The following is a 17680-nucleotide window of genomic DNA, read 5'->3' as shown; positions in this document are numbered from 1 at the left end:
ATGATTTGTACGTACCGCCATCGCTCCCGCCCTTGCTGCTACAAAAGCTGCTGTGGGATGAGGAGTCGTCACTATAATTTCTTTCGATGTTGGGAGCATTGTATGCACATCTAACGCTACATCGCCTGTACCTGGAGGCAAATCTAATAATAAATAATCCAACTCTCCCCATTCCACTTCATCAAAAAAGTTTTTTAACATCTTCCCAAGCATCGGGCCGCGCCAAATGACCGGGGAATTATCTTCTACAAAAAAGCCCATAGAAATAACTTTTACTCCGAGCCGTTCAACCGGGATGATTTTTTCCCCACGAACAATAGGGCGCTCAGTGATGCCCATCATGTCTGGTACGCTAAACCCATAAATGTCAGCGTCAATTAAACCGACTTTTTTACCAAGCCTTGCAAGCGAAACAGCTAAGTTAACGGAAACAGTCGACTTTCCTACTCCACCTTTTCCACTTGCGATCGCCAAATAAATCGGCTCATTTACCATTCGCTCTTCTTCTAACGGCAATTGAGCAAAGCGAAGTCCAACAGAAGACGCCCCTGCATCTTTTAAACGTTGCACAACGGTTTGTTGTACTTGAAGTTGTTGAACCGTTTCCATTTTAGCTAAAGCAATTTTCACACTCACTAGCCCTTTTTCTTCATTTATCTTGACTTCTTGAATGGCTCCTGTTTCTTTAAACGTTTTTTTCAAAAAAGGGTCATAAATTGTTTCGAGCAGTTCCACAACTTGTTTTTCTGTCAACATCGCGCCTCACCAATCCTTATGTATTCGGTTTCACACTTTCAATATAACATAATTTTCTGGATAAAAAAATGAATCCTTCTCACTCAGAAGGATCACGTTCATTTGATACGTAACGTAAAATGCCTTTGTAAATCGAAGCCGCTAACTTTTCCTGATACGATGAAGACACTAGTAGTTTTCGTTCTTCCTCGTTTGATAAAAAACCAATTTCAACTAAAGCCCCTGGCTTTTTAGCCATTTTTAATAAATATACCGTTTGAATGGGCTTCGCCAATCGATGTGTATTTTCCAAATTGACACGTAGCTCTTGTTGAATAAACTTAGCTAATCTCGCATTTTCCTCTAATGAAGGATAGTAAAAAACTTGTGCGCCTCTCCACTTCGGCGAAGGGATGGCATTTAAGTGAATACTAATGAAAAAATCTGCCTCTGACTCATTAACAAACTGCACTCGCCGTTGTAAGTCCTCTATTTTTCTTCGGCTATATCCTCTTGTCTGTTCGCTAGCTAAATCATGATCTCCTTCTCTTGTCATTTGAACAAGCGCACCTTGTTGTTGCAAATAATCGCGTAATTTCAACGCCACATGTAGCGCGATTTCTTTCTCCAAAACGTCTCCTTCAACCGCTCCCCCATCAGGACCCCCGTGCCCTGGGTCAAGAATGATTACCTTCCCTGATAACGGTAAGCTCCATGCTTTCCACGAGCGATCGCTTAACACGTAAAACTGTAACAAAAGGACAAAAACAATGAAAAAAATAATAATACGTATTTTCATCCCTTCTCCTCCCCACTATTTATGTTATATGGGACAAGAGAAGAAATTAGAACGGTTATTTTAAACGAAGCTTTTGACGACGCAATCCTTTTTCCATTCCCTCTTCCCACCATACGTCGATATAGCGAGCACATACATCGTATATTCCATCTCTCCACTGTTTCATGTACTCATGTAGCTCATGAATGAGCTGCTCATACTCATCTATACAACGACTTTTTACCGTTTCGATTTTCTCGCCGTAATATGCAAATCGACTATAATGCGCCCCGAGTAAGTACGCTTCAACCGCAGCGTCAATACAAATGTTTTCAATGACATGAGAAATAATCATATATCGTTGCCAATATGTATGTACACGTCTACACAATTCACGATAAGAAAGATCCCGCAATACGTTTCGTTCATAAGTAAGCTGTTTTTCTAATTTCTTCGCTGTAAATGATGTAAGCATTCCCATTTTGCTGTCCCTCCTTATGTATATTGTTTGCATGTGACAAAGGAACATACAAAAAAAATCTCGGCAAAATAATTGCCGAGATTTTTTGAAATTAACGTTTTGAGAATTGTGGTGCACGACGAGCGCCTTTGAGACCGTATTTTTTACGCTCTTTCACACGAGAATCGCGCGTTAACAAGCCTGCACGTTTTAATGTTTGACGGTATTCAGGGTCAACTTGCAACAACGCACGAGCAATGCCATGACGGATTGCGCCTGCCTGACCTGTGAATCCACCGCCGCTTACGTTTACTAGTACATCGTAGCTACCGAACGTTTCTGTTAAAACAAGTGGTTGTTTTACAACTTCAACTAATGACTCGTATGGAACGTAATCACGAATGTCACGACCATTTACGATAATGCGTCCTTCACCTGGAACGAGACGCACGCGCGCAACTGAGCTTTTGCGACGACCTGTGCCGTAGTATTGTACCTGTGCCAAAATAATGCCCTCCTTTAATCAATTATCCACGAAGTTCGTAAACTTCTGGTTTTTGTGCTTGATGCGGATGTTCACTTCCGCGATAAACGTGCAATTTTTTGAACATTTGACGACCAAGGCTACCTTTTGGAAGCATGCCACGAATTGCTCTTTCAAGCATTTGCTCTGGATAATTTGTGCGCATTTCAAGCGCTGTTCTTACTTTTAATCCACCTGGATGTAAGCTGTGACGGTAGTATAATTTGTTTGTTAATTTTTTACCTGTTAACTCAACTTTCTCTGCGTTGATGATGATCACATGATCACCAGTATCAACGTGCGGTGTGTAAGTTGGTTTATGTTTACCGCGCAAAATTGCAGCAACTTCACTAGCAAGACGTCCTAACGTTTTGCCTTCTGCATCAACAACGTACCATTTACGTTCTACTTCATTTGGCTTCGCCATATACGTACGCATTTGTTTTCCCTCCTAAAATAAAAAATGAACAAGCGATATTTATTTCAACACGATTAATTTCCGGGGCTAATCGTGGGTTTAAAATACATACCATATGATATAATATCTCTTTCAACACCCAATGTCAAGAAAATGTTACACCTGGATTAGTTGTCATACGAAACGTGCCATAAATAAAGACCGTGACCCGGTGCGGTCTTTCCGGCAGCACTTCGATTTTTTTGTTCCAAAATTGTTTTCATCTCTTCAGCACGCCGTTCCCCGCGTCCGACTTCTAGCACCGTCCCAACGATAATGCGAACCATATTGTATAAAAAGCCATTGCCAACGAGACGGAAGATCAATTCGTCTCCTTGTGGAATGACTTCCGCCTCGTAAATCGTACGCACTTTATCCTCTATTTCCGTTTTTGCTGAACAAAAACTCGTGAAATCATGCGTGCCAATCAGATCATGAAGCGCTTCGTTCATCGCTGCTACATTAAGCGGATACGGATAATGATACACGTAATGGCGCAAAAACACGTTTTTCTCCCCCGTCCATACGCGGTAACGATATTCTTTCTTTTTCACGCTAAACCGTGCATGAAAGGAAGGGGATACTTCACTTGCTTCTTTGACAGTGACATCATCAGGGAGAAGCGCATTTAACGCTCTCGGCCATTTCTCATCTGGAATGGACAGCGGTGTGTCAAAATGAATCACCTGTCCGTGTGCATGAACGGTTGCATCCGTCCGTCCTGACGCATATACGCGAACAAATTGCCCCTTATGAATGATCGAAAGCGCACGCTCAAGCTCTCCTTGTACCGTTCGCTTTTGTTGTTGAATTTGGTACCCCGCAAAATGCGTACCATCGTACGCAATAATACATTTTATTCTTCTCGTCATCTGAACTTAGCCCCTTTTACGAACGAAGTAACCATAACGCAATGGCCAATAAGGTAAGCAAAAGCATAAAAACCGTATCTGCACGCTTCCACGTCAACTCGCGCCATTTTGTTCGATCTTTCCCTCCGCGGTATCCGCGCACTTCCATTGCAACGGCTAACTCTTCTGCACGTTTAAATGCGCTAATAAATAGTGGAACGAGCAACGCCGTCATCGCTCTCATTCGTTCCGATAATGGGCCGCCTGAAAAATCAACGCCACGAGCCGCTTGAGCTTTCATAATCTTCTCGGTTTCTTCCATCAATGTTGGAATAAAACGAAGAGAAATCGACATCATTAACGCTAGCTCATGAACAGGTATATTCCATTTTTTTAATGGCGAAAGCAATGATTCCATCCCATCGGTCACTTCGATTGGCGTTGTTGTTAACGTCAATAATGTTGTCACAACAATAAGGAGCAAAAAGCGTAAAGAAATAAATGCCCCTTGTTGAATACCTTGATCATACACTTCCATTCCAAACCATTGAAAAACAACATGTCCTTCTTTTGTTAACAACACGTGAAGAAGAAATGTAAATACAATCACCCATAAAATAGGCTTCAGCCCTTTAACAAAAAACGAAAGGCGAATGCGCGATAAAAACAACAAGATGCACGTAAAAAAAGTTAATAGCCCGTATGTCCATCCGTTATTAGCAAGAAAAACGATGAACACATAAATAAACATAGTAATAAGTTTTGTACGTGGATCGAGACGGTGAATGAAAGAGTCCCCAGGAACATATTTTCCAATAATCATACTGTTCATCATATACCCTTCACCTTATTAAATAACGTTTGTAAGTTTTTAATGACATCTTCTATCGTCAAACATGGGGTGTGAAACTGCACGCCAAATTTTTGTTCGATGGCTCGCTGAAACAATATCGTTTCAGGTACATCTAATCCGAGATGTAGTAAATCATCGACGTGACGGAAAATTTGCTCCGGCGTCCCTCTTCGCACAATCGTCCCTTGATGCATGATGATAATCTCATCGGCATAACGTGCTGCTTCTTCCATACTATGTGTGACGAGCACAATCGTCATCCGTTTTTGTTGTTGAAGGCTAGCGAACATCTCCATCATTTCTTTTCGACCACGAGGATCTAACCCTGCAGTCGGTTCATCTAACACAAGCACTTCTGGCTCCATCGCCAAAACGCCTGCGATGGCGACACGACGCATTTGTCCCCCACTTAAAGCAAATGGTGATTTATGCCGCACGTCTTCTGGCAATCCGACAAGTGTTAACCATTCACGCACACGAGCTTTTGCATCTTCTTCTTTCATACCGAAATTCATCGGACCGAAGCAAATATCTTTTTCTACTGTTTCTTCAAATAGTTGATGTTCAGGAAATTGAAACACGATTCCTACTTTTTTTCGCAAAGGCTTTAACTGTTTTTCTTTCTTTCCTGCTGTTATTGTATAATCCCCAAGATGAACAGTCCCTTTTGTCGGCTGGAGTAAGCCATTTAAATGTTGTAAAAAGGTGGATTTTCCTGATCCGGTATGACCGATCACCGCAACATACGACCCACTCCGAATATCAACATGAATATCGTACAACGCCCGTTTCTCAAAAGGGGTATTTACTTGGTAACGGTGTTCGACATCGCGGAATACAATGTCCATAATTCACTCACCAACCCCTCTATTGTCAAATGATCGGTTGTAATCGGAATACGATTGTCTTTCAACCGTTGACTTAGTTGCAGCGAAAACGGTAAGTCTAACCCCATTTCTTCTAACTTCATCCCATGCGCAAAAATATGTTTAGGTGTTCCCTCTAGTGCGATCCTTCCTTTATTCATGACAATCACACGGTCGGCTTTTGCCACTTCATTTAAATCATGAGTAATTGAAATAACCGTCATATCGTGTTCACGACGAAGTGATTGGATCACTTGAAGAACTTCTTTTTTTCCACTTGGATCAAGCATCGATGTTGCCTCATCTAAAATAATGATATTTGGTTGAAGAGCAATGGCGCTTGCGATGGCGACACGTTGTTTTTGTCCACCTGATAGACGATGTGGTTCGTCATTCATGAAATTTTCCATACCTACTTTTTGTAACGCTTCTTTTATGCGCTTTTCCATCTCATGTTTTGGTACACCACGATTTTCAAGACCGAAGGCAACGTCATCTTGGACAGTCGTTCCAACAAATTGGTTATCTGGGTTTTGGAAAACAATCCCTAGTCGTTTTCGAACGTCCCATACTGTTTCTTCATTTAACGGAATACCGCATACGTGAATCGTTCCACTCGTAGCTGGCAATAGGCCAATCAACAATTTAGCAAGCGTCGATTTTCCCGATCCGTTATGTCCAACAATTGTTACCCATTCGCCTTCATACACTTGGAATGAAATGTTTTGTAACGCGTATATGTTTTCATTTGCATACTGAAAACTTATGTCTTCTACACGTACTACAACTTCCACGTCTCTCTCCTCATCTCTTCTGAATTTTCTTACTCTCTACTCTACTACAAAAAAGAAAACAAAAAAAGGGCATAGATCCAGTTCAAAAACTGTCTCGCCCTTGTAAAAACATATTAAACTAGTTCAATAATCACCATTGGCGCACCGTCACCGCGACGTGGTCCAAGTTTCATAATGCGTGTATAACCACCTTGACGGTCTTGGTAACGAGGTGCGATGTCGCTAAACAATTTTTGAATCGCATCTTGACCTGTTTCTGTGTTTGCGACTTCTTTGCGTACGAATGCAGCCGCTTGACGACGTGCATGCAAATCGCCGCGCTTTCCTAATGTAATCATTTTTTCTACAACAGAACGCAACTCTTTTGCACGAGCTTCTGTTGTTTCAATTCGCTCATTAATGATTAAGTCTGTCACTAAATCACGAAGCAATGCTTTACGTTGAGAGCTTGTGCGTCCTAATTTTCTGTAAGACATGTGATGTCCCTCCTTTATTTCACTTTTAACATGAAAATGCCTAGTTAACCAAACGCTTAACTAGTCATCTTTACGTAAGCTTAATCCTAGCTCTTCTAACTTCGCTTTTACTTCCTCAAGCGACTTGCGGCCTAAGTTGCGCACTTTCATCATATCTTCTTCCGTTTTTTGAGCAAGCTCTTGCACTGTGTTGATGCCAGCACGTTTTAAGCAGTTGTATGAACGAACAGAAAGATCAAGCTCTTCAATTGTCATTTCGAGCACTTTTTCTTTTTGGTCTTCTTCTTTTTCGATCATGATTTCAGCATGTTGTGCTTCGTCTGTTAAGTTCACAAAAATGTTCAAGTGCTCTGTTAAAATTTTTGCCCCTAGTGAGATTGCTTCTTTCGGGCCGATGCTACCATCTGTCCACACGTCGATCGTTAACTTGTCGTAGTTTGTCATTTGACCGACGCGCGTATTTTCGACTTGGTACGATACGCGCGATACCGGCGTATAAATGGAATCGATCGGGATAACACCTATCGGTTGATCCTCGCGCTTATTAGCATCAGCTGGTGTATACCCACGCCCGCGTTTCGCTGTCATTCTCATGCGCAAACGACCGTCTTTTGCCAAAGTAGCAATATGAAGGTCTGGATTGAGAATTTCTACATCGCTATCGTGAGTAATGTCGGCAGCTGTAACGACTCCTTCACCCTGTACATCAATCTCAAGCGTCTTTTCTTCGTCCGAGTAAATTTTTAGCGCTAGCTTTTTAACATTTAAAATGATCGTTGTTACATCTTCCACGACGCCATCAATTGTTGAAAATTCGTGCAATACACCATCTATTTGAACAGATGTTACAGCGGCACCAGGGAGTGAGGATAACAGGATACGACGTAAGGAGTTACCCAAAGTTGTACCATATCCACGCTCAAGTGGTTCAACGACGAATTTGCCATATTTGGCATCCTCGCTGATTTCAACCGTTTCGATTTTCGGCTTTTCAATTTCCAGCATTCCTTTAACCCTCCTTCAAAACGTCGAAACCCCGATTAAACCGATGACAGCTCAATCGAAATTCCCCCATGAATAAGTTCCCGAATGTGCACAACAACTGTTTTTCATTTCCCTGTAAGAATGACTATATCCCATTATTGACACATGCGCAAATTCTATACAGAGAAATTAAACACGACGACGTTTTGGCGGACGGCATCCGTTATGTGGAACCGGTGTAACATCTTTAATTGCTGTAATTTCTAATCCAGCCGCTTGAAGTGCACGAATTGCTGCTTCACGACCAGCACCTGGACCTTTTACGTTTACTTCAACAGTTTTCATGCCATGCTCCATTGATGCTTTTGCAGCAGCTTCTGCAGCCATTTGTGCAGCGAACGGAGTAGACTTGCGAGAACCTTTGAAGCCTAACGCACCCGCACTTGACCAAGAAATTGCATTTCCATGAACGTCTGTAATTGTGACGATTGTGTTGTTAAAAGTCGAACGGATATGAGCGATACCAGATTCAATATTCTTTTTTACACGACGTTTACGCGTATTCGTTTTACGTGCCATTCGTTCATGAACCTCCTTTACTTAATTATTTTTTCTTATTCGCTACTGTACGACGTGGACCTTTACGTGTACGAGCATTGTTTTTCGTATTTTGGCCACGAACTGGCAATCCGCGACGATGACGAAGACCACGGTAGCAACCGATCTCCATTAAACGCTTAATGTTTAAAGATACTTCACGACGAAGATCTCCTTCTACTTTTAAGCGATCTACGATTTCGCGAATTTTTCCTAATTCTTCTTCTGTTAAATCGCGAACACGAGTGTCTTCAGATACACCAGCTTCTGCTAAGATTTTTTGTGCAGTTGCTTTACCGATTCCGTAAATGTATGTTAATGAAATGACTACACGTTTGTCACGAGGAATATCTACACCTGCAATACGTGCCATAATTTGTACACCTCCTCAAGTTTTATCCTTGTTTTTGCTTATGCTTTGGATTTTCACAAATCACCATAACTTTTCCGCGTCTGCGAATGACTTTGCATTTTTCGCAAATCGGTTTTACAGATGGTCTAACTTTCATGTGAACTTACCTCCTTGTTCGTGCGGAGTGTTATTTATATCGATACGTAATTCTTCCACGTGTTAAATCGTAAGGTGATAATTCCACCGTCACTTTATCACCTGGTAAAATGCGAATAAAATGCATACGAATTTTACCTGAAACGTGAGCTAAAACAGTATGACCGTTTTCAAGTTCCACTCGGAACATCGCATTAGGCAACGTTTCAACAACTGTACCTTCCACTTCAATTACATCGTCTTTCGCCATTGAACGGCTCTCCCTTCTTTTTTGAAATGAGTAACATGTTCAACTAACACGACCAGTTTAAAGCTTACGATGCGCATCCGCAAAGAAGGTTAAAGCGTTCAAAGTGTTGTTAAAATTTCATATCCCGTCTCAGTAATCGCAATCGTATGCTCGAAGTGAGCACAAAGTTTGCCATCTACTGTGACGACCGTCCAATTATCTTCTAACGTGCGAACATAACGGGTTCCTGCATTCACCATTGGTTCAATGCATAGAACCATGCCTGGCTTTAACCGCGGCCCTTTGTTTGGTGGACCGTAATGTGGAATTTGCGGATCTTCATGTAAGTCTTGACCAATTCCATGCCCAACATACTCACGCACAACCGAAAAGTTATGCGCCTCGACATACGTTTGGATCGCATGAGAAATGTTCGTTAACCGTGCGCCAGGTTTCGCTTCTTCCAATCCGCGATACAACGATTGCTCTGTCACTTCTAAAAGCTTTTTCGCCTCTTCGGAAATGACGCCAACCGGATATGTCCAAGCCGAATCGCCATGATATCCATTATATTTTGCGCCAATATCGATGCTAATAATATCTCCTTCGCGAAGCACACGGTCTCCCGGAACGCCATGAACGAGTTCTTCGTTTACGGACGTACAAATGCTCCCTTGGAATCCATTATATCCTTTAAACGAAGGAATTGCATCATGTTTGCGAATGAACGTTTCAGCAATATGATCGAGCTCTCTTGTCGTTATGCCTGGCTCGATATATTTTTGTAATTCTTGATGAGTTAAGGCAACAATTCGGCCAGCTTCACGCATAATTTCAATTTCGCGTGGGGTTTTGCAAATGATCATTATTGTAAGCCCCCAAGTAATTCACAAATGTCAGCAAACACTTGATCGATATGTTGTTGTCCGTTAATGTTGCGCAAGTACCCTTTTGCTTCATAAAAATCGAGCAACGGCTGCGCTTGTTTCATATTAACTTCAAGACGATTTGCTACGGTCGCTTCATTATCATCTGCACGTTGATACAACTCTCCACCACATTTATCGCAAACACCTGCTTGAGCTGGCGGATTGAATACGAGATGATATGTTGCGCCACATTCTTTACAAATGCGTCTGCCTGTTAAACGTTCCATTAAAATGTTTTTATCTACTTCAATGTTAATGACGTAATCAATCGAACGATTTAACTGTTGAAGAAGCGTTTCTAACGCTTCTGCTTGAGCAACTGTTCGCGGAAACCCATCAAGCAAAAAACCGTTTTGGCAATCGTTCTTGCTTAATCGCTCACGAACAATGCCGATTGTCACTTCATCTGGAACAAGATCGCCACGATCCATGTACGACTTCGCCTGTAAACCGAGCTCTGTCCCTTCTTTGATCGCTGCTCGAAACATATCCCCAGTAGAAATGTGAGGAATTTTGTATTTCTCAACGATTTTTTCTGCCTGTGTCCCTTTTCCGGCACCCGGCAGTCCCATCAATACTAAATTCATCAATTTCTCCCCCTCAGCTCTGTATGAGGTAGAGGGAATAAAATTCCCAACACCTCTTTTTATTTAATAAAGCCTTTATAATGGCGCTTCACTAGTTGGCTTTCTAGCTGCTTCATCGTCTCTAAAGCAACGCCGACGACGATTAGCAAGCTCGTTCCTCCAATTTGAGCAGAAGGCGGCAGTTTAGCGAACTCGATAAAGAAGACAGGAAGAACAGCGATTGCTGCTAAAAATAGAGCTCCGACGAAAGTTAATCGATACAAAACGCGTGTAATGAATTCTTGCGTGTTCTTTCCTGGACGAATGCCCGGAATATAACCACCTTGCTTTTTCAAATTGTCCGCCATTTGTTCTGGATTGACTTGAACAAACGCATAAAAATACGTAAAGGCAACAATTAAAGCGACGTATATGAGCATACCAACTGGTTGTGTGTAGTCAAAAACTTTTTTAATCCACAATGTTACATCATTCGAGCCGAAAAACGATGCAATCGTCGGTGGAGTAATGATAAACGACACCGCGAAAATAACCGGAATAACACCTGCCGGGTTTACTTTTAACGGAATGTGTGTCGAATGACCACCTACCGGACTACGTCCTTCTAATCGCTTTGCGTACTGAATCGGAATTTTCCGAAACGCTTGTTGCATATAAATGACGCCAACAATAACTGCAACAACTGCTAAAGCGACTAACAACACTGTAACGATGCGTAAAAACAGCTGATCGCCAGCATTTTCAAACTGTTGAACGTAAATTTGATTAAGTGTTGTTGGGATACCGGATACGATCCCTGCAAAAATCAATACAGAAATCCCGTTTCCAACACCTTTAGCTGTAATTTGCTCACCAAGCCACATTAAAAAGGCTGTTCCAGCTGTTAACACAAGCGCAATAAGCAAATATGTCGGAATGCCTGGATTTTTAATGAGTATGCCACCAGACATATTATGAAAACCGTACGACATAGCGAACGCTTGGATAAATCCAAGCACAATCGTAAAATAGCGAGTAAACTGAGCGAGTTTACGGCGGCCTACTTCTCCTTGTTTCGACCACTCTGTAAATTTAGGAACAACATCCATCTGCAATAGTTGAACGATGATGGATGCCGTAATGTATGGCATGACGCCCATCGCAAAAATAGAAAAGTTTTTTAAAGCGCCACCACCAAATGTGTTCAATACGCCAAAAGCGTTGAACTGGTCTTGCATTTTTAATACATCTGCATTGACGCCCGGCACAGGAATAAACGTACCGATGCGAAATACAATGAGCATAAGAAGGGTGAATACAATTTTTCTTCTTATATCACCCACGCGCATAAAATTGGAGATTGTTCGAAACATTAAATCACCTCAGTTGTACCGCCAGCAGCTTCGATCGCTTCTTTTGCAGAAGCAGAGAATTTATGAGCTTTTACTGTTAATTTTTTTGTAAGCTCACCGTTTCCAAGAACTTTGATGCCTGCTTTCAATTTGCTTACTACGCCTGTTTCAAGCAACAATTCTGGTGTTACTTCAGTACCGTCTTCAAAGCGATTTAATGCTTCAAGGTTAACGATCGCATATTCTTTACGATGAATGTTTGTAAAGCCGCGTTTTGGTAAACGACGGAATAAAGGCGTTTGACCACCTTCAAAGCCAATGCGTACGCCGCCACCAGAGCGCGCGTTTTGCCCTTTATGTCCTTTACCAGAAGTTTTTCCGTTACCAGAGCCGATACCACGACCAACACGGTTGCGTTCTTTACGGGAACCCGGTGCTGGTTGTAATTCATGTAGCTTCATGCCGAGGCACCTCCTTATTCTTCTAATTCTTTTACTGTTACAAGGTGAGAAACTTTATTGATCATTCCTCGAATGGCTGGATTGTCGTTATGAACAACTGTTTGATGCAATTTTTTCAAACCTAATGTTTTAACCGTCACGCGTTGGTCTTGCGGACGACCGATTACACTGCGAGTGAGGGTAATTGCTAATTTTTTCGCCATCATTTTTCCCTCCCTTATCCTAACAGTTCCTCAACTGTTTTACCGCGCAATTTTGCTACCTCTTCGGCACGTTTCAATTGCTTCAAACCGTCGATTGTTGCGCGCACCATGTTAATTGGTGTGTTGGAACCGATTGACTTCGATAAAATATCGCTAATACCTGCTAACTCTAATACCGCACGTGCAGGACCACCAGCGATAACCCCAGTACCTTCAGTTGCTGGTTTTAAGATGATTTCACCTGCACCGAAATGTCCGATCACTTCATGTGGAATTGTTGTACCAACGATCGGTACAGTAATTAAATTTTTCTTCGCGTCTTCAATTGCTTTGCGAATTGCATCTGGAACTTCTTGAGCTTTTCCAGTTCCGAAGCCGACATGACCGTTTTTGTCACCAACAACGACTAACGCAGCGAAACGGAAACGACGTCCACCTTTTACTACTTTAGCTACGCGGTTAACGGCAACAACGCGTTCTTCTAGTTCAAGTTTATTTGGATCAATGCGACGCATCTCTGTCCCTCCTTCTTAATTAGAATTGTAATCCAGCTTCACGAGCAGCGTCTGCAAGTGCTTTAACACGTCCATGATATAAATATCCGCCACGGTCAAATACAACCGACGTAATGCCTTTTTCAAGTGCACGTTTAGCAATTAATTCGCCCACTTTTTGAGCTGCTTCAACATTGCCTGTTGATTCTAAGTCGAATTCTTTATCTAAAGTTGACGCGCTAACAAGCGTCACTGCTTTCATATCGTCGATAATTTGCGCGTAAATGTGTTTGTTTGAACGGAACACATTTAAGCGTGGACGTTCCGCAGTTCCTACTACTTTACGACGAACACGAGCGTGTCTTTTTTTGCGAACTGCATTTTTATCAAGCTTAGTGATCATTCGTGTCACTCCTTTCATTTACCTAAGCAGCATTATTTCTTACCTGTTTTACCTTCTTTACGACGTACAACTTCGCCTTCGTAACGAATACCTTTTCCTTTGTAAGGTTCTGGTGAACGAACGGCACGAATGTTTGCTGCTAATTCACCAACACGTTGTTTGTCCACACCTTTAACGATAATTTTTGTTTGTGAAGGAACTTCGATTTCAAGTCCTTCTTCAGGCTCGATTTCAACAGGGTGAGAGTATCCAACACTCAATACAAGCTTTTTGCCTTGTTTTGTTGCACGGTAGCCGACACCGACAAGCTCAAGTGCACGCTCATAGCCTTTTGAAACACCTTCAACCATGTTTGCAAGCAAGCTGCGAGTCGTTCCGTGAAGTGCACGATGATGTTTCTCATCGCTTGGACGCTCAACTGTTAAAACGTTACCTTCTAATTTAATGACCATATCTGGATGGAACGTACGAGTAAGTTCACCTTTCGGACCTTTTACAGTAACTGTGTTACCGTTTAATGTAACTGTAACACCAGCTGGAATTTCCAATGGTTTTTTACCAACACGTGACATGTATTACACCTCCATTCGTTGCAAAATAATTACCAAATGTATGCTAACACTTCGCCGCCAGTACGTTTTTGACGTGCTTCTTTGTCAGTTAAAATACCTTGAGATGTTGAAAGAATTGCAATTCCTAAACCGTTCAATACGCGTGGTACTTCGTCAGCTTTTGCATATACGCGTAAACCAGGTTTGCTAATGCGTTTAAGACCTGTAATTACGCGTTCATTGTTTGGACCGTACTTTAAGAAAATACGAAGAATACCTTGTTTGTTATCTTCAATATATTCGACATCACGAATGAAACCTTCACGCTTTAAAATTTCAGCGATTTCTCTTTTGATTTTTGAAGCAGGAACTTCAAGTTTCTCGTGACGCACCATGTTCGCATTACGAATGCGAGTAAGCATATCTGCAATTGGATCTGTCATCACCATTATGTTTTACCTCCTTCCCAACTCATGGGTTTATTACCAGCTTGCTTTTTTCACACCAGGAATTTGACCTTTATACGCTAATTCACGGAAACAAATACGGCAAAGTTTAAATTTGCGATATACAGAGTGTGGACGTCCACAACGTTCACAACGAGTGTACGCTTGCACTTTAAACTTTGGTGTGCGTTTTTGTTTCGCGATCATTGATTTTTTAGCCACGTTTTCGCCTCCCTCTTTTTACGAATGGGAATGATTATTTTTGGAATGGCATACCGAGCAATGCAAGTAATTCACGAGCTTCCTCGTCTGTTTTCGCAGTTGTAACGATCACGATATCCATACCGCGAACTTTGTTTACTTTATCGTAATCAATTTCAGGGAAAATTAATTGTTCTTTTACACCTAATGTGTAGTTACCGCGTCCATCGAATGATTTTTTCGATACGCCACGGAAGTCGCGAACACGCGGTAAAGAAACGGAAACGAGCTTATCAAAGAACTCGTACATACGCTCACCGCGAAGCGTTACTTTCGCACCGATTGGCATTCCTTCACGAAGGCGGAAGCCAGCGATTGATTTTTTCGCACGTGTAACAACTGGTTTTTGACCAGAAATTAACGCGAGTTCTTCCACTGCGTTATCTAACGCTTTTGCATTTTGTACCGCATCACCAACACCCATGTTGATGACGATTTTTTCGATTTTCGGAACTTGCATCACAGATTTATAGTTAAACTTGCTCATCAGAGCAGGAACAACTTCTTTCAAATACTTTTCTTTAAGGCGGTTCATTTGAGTACCTCCCTTCCTCAGTCACTTCATTATTTGTCTAAAATTTCACCAGAACGTTTCGCATAGCGAACTTTTTTACCGTCAACTACTTTGTATCCAACACGAGTTGGTAATCCTGTTTTTGGATCAAGAGGCATTACGTTTGATACGTGGATTGGCGCCTCTTGGCTGATGATGCCGCCTTGTGGATTTGCTTGAGAAGGTTTTACGTGTTTTTTTACGATGTTCACACCTTCAACAAGCACTCGGTTTTTCTTTGGAAACGCAGCAAGAATAACGCCTTGTTTTCCTTTATCCTTACCAGAGATCACTTGCACTTTATCACCTTTTTTTACATGCATCTGAATCGCACCTCCTTAAAAGGCTTTTCCTTTTCATTAAATCACTTCTGGAGCTAAAGAAACGATTTTCATAAAGTCTTTGTCGCGCAACTCACGAGCAACTGGTCCGAAAATACGCGTACCACGTGGGCTCTTGTCATCACGAATGATTACGCAAGCATTTTCGTCAAAGCGGATGTAAGAACCGTCTGTACGGCGCACGCCACGTTTTGTACGAACGACAACCGCTTTAACAACTTGACCTTTTTTAACAACGCCACCTGGTGTTGCATCTTTAACTGTCGCCACAACGATGTCGCCAACGTTCGCATAACGACGACCAGAACCACCTAGCACTTTAATGACAAGCACTTCACGTGCACCAGAGTTATCAGCAACTTTCATACGAGTTTCTTGTTGAATCATTGACGAAACCTCCTTTCGGATTTGTATCCATCACACCGAACATATTGATTAAACGATAACAGCTTTTTCAACTACTTCAACAAGACGGAAACGTTTTGTTGCAGAAAGAGGACGTGTCTCCATAATTTTTACAATGTCGCCCACTTTTGCTACGTTGTTTTCGTCATGTGCTTTATATTTTTTCGAATACTTTACGCGCTTGCCGTAAAGAGGATGCTTTTTATAAGTTTCTACAAGAACCGTAATTGTTTTATCCATTTTATCGGAAACAACACGGCCGACGAGAACTTTACGATTGTTGCGTTCACTCATTGTGCGAACCTCCCCTCGATTTCAATTATTTATTAGCAGCGATCTCTCTTTCGCGAATAACAGTTTTCATACGCGCAATCGCTTTGCGTACTTCACGAATACGAGCAGTATTCTCTAATTGACCTGTTGCCAATTGGAAGCGAAGGTTGAATAACTCTTCTTTCAACGCTTTAATTTTTTGTTCAATCTCGGCAGTGGTAAGTTCACGAATTTCTTTAGCTTTCATTTGATTCACCACCAATTTCTTCACGTTTTACGAATTTACATTTGATTGGAAGTTTGTGAGAAGCAAGACGTAATGCTTCACGAGCCACTTCTTCAGAAACTCCCGCGATTTCAAACATTACTTTACCAGGTTTAACAACAGCTACCCAACCTTCTGGAGCACCTTTACCGGAACCCATGCGCACTTCAAGTGGTTTTGCTGTGTATGGTTTTGAAGGGAAAATTTTAATCCATACTTTACCGCCACGTCTCATGTAACGAGTCATCGCACGACGAGCAGCCTCGATTTGACGGTTTGTAATCCATGCTGGCTCTAACGCTTGTAAGCCATACTCACCAAAATGTACTTCCGTACCGCCTTTTGCACGACCTTTCATGCGACCGCGATGTTCACGACGATATTTTACGCGTTTTGGCATTAACATGATTAATTTCCTCCTTCCTCAGTTTTCTTTTTCGTAGGAAGGACTTCTCCACGATAAATCCATACTTTCACGCCGATTTTCCCGTATGTTGTATCCGCTTCTGCTGTTGCGTAGTCAATGTCAGCGCGAAGAGTATGAAGTGGAACTGTTCCTTCGCTATAATGTTCTGAGCGAGCGATATCTGCTCCACCTAAACGACCAGATACCATCGTTTTAATTCCTTTAGCACCTGCACGCATTGTGCGTTGAATCGCTTGTTTTTGCGCACGACGGAATGATACGCGGTTTTCAATTTGACGCGCGATATTTTCCGCAACAAGTTTTGCTTCTAAGTCTGGCTTTTTGATTTCAACGATGTTGATATGAACACGTTTGCCAGTTAATTCGTTTAACGCTTTACGAAGCGCTTCAACTTCAGATCCACCTTTACCGATTACCATTCCTGGTTTCGCTGTGTGGATAGTGATGTTCACACGATTTGCCGCACGCTCGATCTCAATGCGAGAAACAGCTGCATCACTTAAGCGCTTTGTGAGGTACTCGCGAATTTTAAGATCTTCGTGTAAAAGGTCCGCGTAATCTTTTTCAGCGTACCATCTTGATTCCCAATCACGAATAATACCAATGCGAAGACCGATTGGATTTACCTTTTGACCCACT

Annotated in this window: 32 protein-coding genes (1 of these 32 running past the window's edge); all 32 read right to left on the bottom strand. The window is 41.9% G+C overall.

Annotation, left to right across the window (positions count from 1 at the left end):
• Nucleotides 1-756: the 5' portion of an Mrp/NBP35 family ATP-binding protein gene (locus tag NSQ23_RS00845; protein ID WP_339172299.1), read on the bottom strand. Its footprint begins 252 nt before the window's first position; only the first 756 of its 1008 coding nucleotides appear in the window; the start codon lies at nt 754-756; its stop codon lies off the left edge, out of view.
• A 79-nt stretch (nt 757-835) separates the two neighbouring features.
• Entirely contained in the window at nt 836-1534 is a 699-nt protein-coding gene (cwlD, locus tag NSQ23_RS00840) for an N-acetylmuramoyl-L-alanine amidase CwlD (RefSeq protein WP_004888713.1), read from the bottom strand.
• A gap of 55 nt (nt 1535-1589) precedes the next feature.
• On the bottom strand, nt 1590-1994 hold the full coding sequence (locus NSQ23_RS00835; protein ID WP_004888712.1) for a DUF2521 family protein: 405 nt from the start codon (nt 1992-1994) through the stop codon (nt 1590-1592).
• A 91-nt stretch (nt 1995-2085) separates the two neighbouring features.
• Nucleotides 2086-2478 carry a 30S ribosomal protein S9 gene (gene rpsI / locus NSQ23_RS00830; protein ID WP_003397701.1) on the bottom strand — a complete coding sequence of 131 codons (393 nt, stop codon included), beginning with the start codon at nt 2476-2478 and terminating at the stop codon, nt 2086-2088.
• Between the two features lie 22 nt (nt 2479-2500).
• Complete coding sequence (rplM, locus tag NSQ23_RS00825) at nt 2501-2935, bottom strand: 50S ribosomal protein L13 (protein ID WP_012573869.1); 435 nt, start codon at nt 2933-2935, stop codon at nt 2501-2503.
• 146 nt (nt 2936-3081) lie between these two features.
• The gene (gene truA, locus NSQ23_RS00820) at nt 3082-3825 is read right to left on the bottom strand and encodes a tRNA pseudouridine(38-40) synthase TruA (protein ID WP_339172293.1); all 744 of its coding nucleotides are present in this window, start codon (nt 3823-3825) and stop codon (nt 3082-3084) included.
• 16 nt (nt 3826-3841) lie between these two features.
• Nucleotides 3842-4639, bottom strand: coding sequence for an energy-coupling factor transporter transmembrane protein EcfT (locus NSQ23_RS00815; protein WP_064214003.1), 798 nt, complete (start codon nt 4637-4639; stop codon nt 3842-3844).
• Complete coding sequence (locus NSQ23_RS00810; protein WP_339172288.1) at nt 4636-5505, bottom strand: energy-coupling factor ABC transporter ATP-binding protein; 870 nt, start codon at nt 5503-5505, stop codon at nt 4636-4638. The genes NSQ23_RS00815 and NSQ23_RS00810 overlap by 4 nt, the downstream gene beginning before the upstream one ends.
• Nucleotides 5463-6317, bottom strand: a complete 855-nt coding sequence (locus NSQ23_RS00805; protein WP_339172286.1) for an energy-coupling factor ABC transporter ATP-binding protein — start codon at nt 6315-6317, stop codon at nt 5463-5465. The genes NSQ23_RS00810 and NSQ23_RS00805 overlap by 43 nt, the downstream gene beginning before the upstream one ends.
• 113 nt (nt 6318-6430) lie before the next feature.
• A complete protein-coding gene (gene rplQ, locus NSQ23_RS00800) occupies nt 6431-6793 on the bottom strand; it encodes a 50S ribosomal protein L17 (RefSeq protein WP_003397694.1) in 363 nt (120 codons plus the stop codon).
• Between the two features lie 60 nt (nt 6794-6853).
• A complete protein-coding gene (locus NSQ23_RS00795; RefSeq protein WP_003397693.1) occupies nt 6854-7798 on the bottom strand; it encodes a DNA-directed RNA polymerase subunit alpha in 945 nt (314 codons plus the stop codon).
• Nucleotides 7799-7966: 168 nt separating this feature from the next.
• Nucleotides 7967-8356 carry a 30S ribosomal protein S11 gene (gene rpsK / locus NSQ23_RS00790; protein ID WP_003397692.1) on the bottom strand — a complete coding sequence of 130 codons (390 nt, stop codon included), beginning with the start codon at nt 8354-8356 and terminating at the stop codon, nt 7967-7969.
• Nucleotides 8357-8381: 25 nt separating this feature from the next.
• A complete protein-coding gene (gene rpsM / locus NSQ23_RS00785) occupies nt 8382-8747 on the bottom strand; it encodes a 30S ribosomal protein S13 (protein WP_003397691.1) in 366 nt (121 codons plus the stop codon).
• Nucleotides 8748-8769: 22 nt separating this feature from the next.
• On the bottom strand, nt 8770-8883 hold the full coding sequence (gene rpmJ, locus NSQ23_RS00780) for a 50S ribosomal protein L36 (RefSeq protein ID WP_000868344.1): 114 nt from the start codon (nt 8881-8883) through the stop codon (nt 8770-8772).
• Between the two features lie 30 nt (nt 8884-8913).
• Nucleotides 8914-9132: a translation initiation factor IF-1 gene (gene infA, locus NSQ23_RS00775; RefSeq protein WP_003247618.1), complete on the bottom strand. Its 219-nt coding sequence runs from the start codon at nt 9130-9132 to the stop codon at nt 8914-8916.
• Between the two features lie 98 nt (nt 9133-9230).
• Entirely contained in the window at nt 9231-9977 is a 747-nt protein-coding gene (map, locus tag NSQ23_RS00770; RefSeq protein WP_006322635.1) for a type I methionyl aminopeptidase, read from the bottom strand.
• The gene (locus NSQ23_RS00765; RefSeq protein WP_339172278.1) at nt 9977-10627 is read right to left on the bottom strand and encodes an adenylate kinase; all 651 of its coding nucleotides are present in this window, start codon (nt 10625-10627) and stop codon (nt 9977-9979) included. Before NSQ23_RS00765 ends, map begins: the two co-directional genes overlap by 1 nt.
• A gap of 59 nt (nt 10628-10686) precedes the next feature.
• Nucleotides 10687-11979 (bottom strand): preprotein translocase subunit SecY, encoded by a 1293-nt coding sequence (secY, locus tag NSQ23_RS00760; RefSeq protein ID WP_192954168.1) that lies wholly within the window; start codon nt 11977-11979, stop codon nt 10687-10689.
• Complete coding sequence (gene rplO, locus NSQ23_RS00755; protein WP_032101416.1) at nt 11979-12419, bottom strand: 50S ribosomal protein L15; 441 nt, start codon at nt 12417-12419, stop codon at nt 11979-11981. Before rplO ends, secY begins: the two co-directional genes overlap by 1 nt.
• A gap of 14 nt (nt 12420-12433) precedes the next feature.
• Entirely contained in the window at nt 12434-12622 is a 189-nt protein-coding gene (gene rpmD / locus NSQ23_RS00750) for a 50S ribosomal protein L30 (protein WP_035020776.1), read from the bottom strand.
• Between the two features lie 14 nt (nt 12623-12636).
• Entirely contained in the window at nt 12637-13137 is a 501-nt protein-coding gene (rpsE, locus tag NSQ23_RS00745; RefSeq protein ID WP_009361497.1) for a 30S ribosomal protein S5, read from the bottom strand.
• Nucleotides 13138-13156: 19 nt separating this feature from the next.
• Nucleotides 13157-13519, bottom strand: a complete 363-nt coding sequence (gene rplR / locus NSQ23_RS00740) for a 50S ribosomal protein L18 (protein ID WP_009361496.1) — start codon at nt 13517-13519, stop codon at nt 13157-13159.
• 32 nt (nt 13520-13551) lie between these two features.
• On the bottom strand, nt 13552-14091 hold the full coding sequence (gene rplF, locus NSQ23_RS00735) for a 50S ribosomal protein L6 (RefSeq protein WP_192954167.1): 540 nt from the start codon (nt 14089-14091) through the stop codon (nt 13552-13554).
• A 29-nt stretch (nt 14092-14120) separates the two neighbouring features.
• Nucleotides 14121-14519: a 30S ribosomal protein S8 gene (rpsH, locus tag NSQ23_RS00730; protein WP_003397680.1), complete on the bottom strand. Its 399-nt coding sequence runs from the start codon at nt 14517-14519 to the stop codon at nt 14121-14123.
• Nucleotides 14520-14552: 33 nt separating this feature from the next.
• Nucleotides 14553-14738 carry a 30S ribosomal protein S14 gene (rpsN, locus tag NSQ23_RS00725; protein WP_003397678.1) on the bottom strand — a complete coding sequence of 62 codons (186 nt, stop codon included), beginning with the start codon at nt 14736-14738 and terminating at the stop codon, nt 14553-14555.
• A gap of 34 nt (nt 14739-14772) precedes the next feature.
• Nucleotides 14773-15312, bottom strand: coding sequence for a 50S ribosomal protein L5 (gene rplE / locus NSQ23_RS00720; RefSeq protein ID WP_003397677.1), 540 nt, complete (start codon nt 15310-15312; stop codon nt 14773-14775).
• A gap of 29 nt (nt 15313-15341) precedes the next feature.
• A complete protein-coding gene (gene rplX / locus NSQ23_RS00715) occupies nt 15342-15653 on the bottom strand; it encodes a 50S ribosomal protein L24 (RefSeq protein WP_003397676.1) in 312 nt (103 codons plus the stop codon).
• A gap of 36 nt (nt 15654-15689) precedes the next feature.
• Entirely contained in the window at nt 15690-16058 is a 369-nt protein-coding gene (rplN, locus tag NSQ23_RS00710; protein ID WP_004888678.1) for a 50S ribosomal protein L14, read from the bottom strand.
• A gap of 48 nt (nt 16059-16106) precedes the next feature.
• Nucleotides 16107-16370, bottom strand: coding sequence for a 30S ribosomal protein S17 (gene rpsQ, locus NSQ23_RS00705; protein WP_003397674.1), 264 nt, complete (start codon nt 16368-16370; stop codon nt 16107-16109).
• A gap of 25 nt (nt 16371-16395) precedes the next feature.
• Nucleotides 16396-16596, bottom strand: coding sequence for a 50S ribosomal protein L29 (rpmC, locus tag NSQ23_RS00700; protein ID WP_003397671.1), 201 nt, complete (start codon nt 16594-16596; stop codon nt 16396-16398).
• Nucleotides 16586-17020: a 50S ribosomal protein L16 gene (gene rplP, locus NSQ23_RS00695; protein WP_003397670.1), complete on the bottom strand. Its 435-nt coding sequence runs from the start codon at nt 17018-17020 to the stop codon at nt 16586-16588. Before rplP ends, rpmC begins: the two co-directional genes overlap by 11 nt.
• A gap of 2 nt (nt 17021-17022) precedes the next feature.
• Nucleotides 17023-17679 (bottom strand): 30S ribosomal protein S3, encoded by a 657-nt coding sequence (gene rpsC, locus NSQ23_RS00690; RefSeq protein ID WP_003397666.1) that lies wholly within the window; start codon nt 17677-17679, stop codon nt 17023-17025.
• Nucleotide 17680: the final 1 nt, after the last annotated feature.

Origin of the sequence: Anoxybacillus sp. FSL W8-1294 (genome assembly GCF_037965005.1) — a bacterium.
Classification (GTDB): Bacteria; Bacillota; Bacilli; order Bacillales; family Anoxybacillaceae; genus Anoxybacillus; species Anoxybacillus flavithermus_G.
This window is presented reverse-complemented; position numbering and strand designations above follow the sequence as displayed.

Excerpts from the sequence above, each read along its gene's own strand:
- rplF (WP_192954167.1), bottom strand. The coding sequence starts at position 14,091 with ATGTCACGTGTTGGTAAAAAACCATTGGAAATTCCAGCTGGTGTTACA.
- rplN (WP_004888678.1), bottom strand. The coding sequence starts at position 16,058 with ATGATTCAACAAGAAACTCGTATGAAAGTTGCTGATAACTCTGGTGCA.
- NSQ23_RS00765 (WP_339172278.1), bottom strand. The coding sequence starts at position 10,627 with ATGAATTTAGTATTGATGGGACTGCCGGGTGCCGGAAAAGGGACACAG.
- rplQ (WP_003397694.1), bottom strand. The coding sequence starts at position 6,793 with ATGTCTTACAGAAAATTAGGACGCACAAGCTCTCAACGTAAAGCATTG.
- rpsH (WP_003397680.1), bottom strand. The coding sequence starts at position 14,519 with ATGGTGATGACAGATCCAATTGCAGATATGCTTACTCGCATTCGTAAT.
- infA (WP_003247618.1), bottom strand. The coding sequence starts at position 9,132 with ATGGCGAAAGACGATGTAATTGAAGTGGAAGGTACAGTTGTTGAAACG.
- rplM (WP_012573869.1), bottom strand. The coding sequence starts at position 2,935 with ATGCGTACGTATATGGCGAAGCCAAATGAAGTAGAACGTAAATGGTAC.
- map (WP_006322635.1), bottom strand. The coding sequence starts at position 9,977 with ATGATCATTTGCAAAACCCCACGCGAAATTGAAATTATGCGTGAAGCT.
- rpsK (WP_003397692.1), bottom strand. The coding sequence starts at position 8,356 with ATGGCACGTAAAACGAATACGCGTAAACGTCGTGTAAAAAAGAATATT.
- rpmC (WP_003397671.1), bottom strand. The coding sequence starts at position 16,596 with ATGAAAGCTAAAGAAATTCGTGAACTTACCACTGCCGAGATTGAACAA.
- rplR (WP_009361496.1), bottom strand. The coding sequence starts at position 13,519 with ATGATCACTAAGCTTGATAAAAATGCAGTTCGCAAAAAAAGACACGCT.
- cwlD (WP_004888713.1), bottom strand. The coding sequence starts at position 1,534 with ATGAAAATACGTATTATTATTTTTTTCATTGTTTTTGTCCTTTTGTTA.
- rplX (WP_003397676.1), bottom strand. The coding sequence starts at position 15,653 with ATGCATGTAAAAAAAGGTGATAAAGTGCAAGTGATCTCTGGTAAGGAT.
- rplE (WP_003397677.1), bottom strand. The coding sequence starts at position 15,312 with ATGAACCGCCTTAAAGAAAAGTATTTGAAAGAAGTTGTTCCTGCTCTG.
- NSQ23_RS00795 (WP_003397693.1), bottom strand. The coding sequence starts at position 7,798 with ATGCTGGAAATTGAAAAGCCGAAAATCGAAACGGTTGAAATCAGCGAG.
- truA (WP_339172293.1), bottom strand. The coding sequence starts at position 3,825 with ATGACGAGAAGAATAAAATGTATTATTGCGTACGATGGTACGCATTTT.
- rpsQ (WP_003397674.1), bottom strand. The coding sequence starts at position 16,370 with ATGAGTGAACGCAACAATCGTAAAGTTCTCGTCGGCCGTGTTGTTTCC.
- rplO (WP_032101416.1), bottom strand. The coding sequence starts at position 12,419 with ATGAAGCTACATGAATTACAACCAGCACCGGGTTCCCGTAAAGAACGC.
- rpsM (WP_003397691.1), bottom strand. The coding sequence starts at position 8,747 with ATGGCACGTATTGCAGGTGTAGATATTCCTCGTGACAAACGTGTAGTC.
- NSQ23_RS00810 (WP_339172288.1), bottom strand. The coding sequence starts at position 5,505 with ATGGACATTGTATTCCGCGATGTCGAACACCGTTACCAAGTAAATACC.
- rpsE (WP_009361497.1), bottom strand. The coding sequence starts at position 13,137 with ATGCGTCGCATTGATCCAAATAAACTTGAACTAGAAGAACGCGTTGTT.
- NSQ23_RS00815 (WP_064214003.1), bottom strand. The coding sequence starts at position 4,639 with ATGATGAACAGTATGATTATTGGAAAATATGTTCCTGGGGACTCTTTC.
- rpmJ (WP_000868344.1), bottom strand. The coding sequence starts at position 8,883 with ATGAAAGTTAGACCATCTGTAAAACCGATTTGCGAAAAATGCAAAGTC.
- secY (WP_192954168.1), bottom strand. The coding sequence starts at position 11,979 with ATGTTTCGAACAATCTCCAATTTTATGCGCGTGGGTGATATAAGAAGA.
- rpmD (WP_035020776.1), bottom strand. The coding sequence starts at position 12,622 with ATGGCGAAAAAATTAGCAATTACCCTCACTCGCAGTGTAATCGGTCGT.
- rplP (WP_003397670.1), bottom strand. The coding sequence starts at position 17,020 with ATGTTAATGCCAAAACGCGTAAAATATCGTCGTGAACATCGCGGTCGC.
- NSQ23_RS00835 (WP_004888712.1), bottom strand. The coding sequence starts at position 1,994 with ATGGGAATGCTTACATCATTTACAGCGAAGAAATTAGAAAAACAGCTT.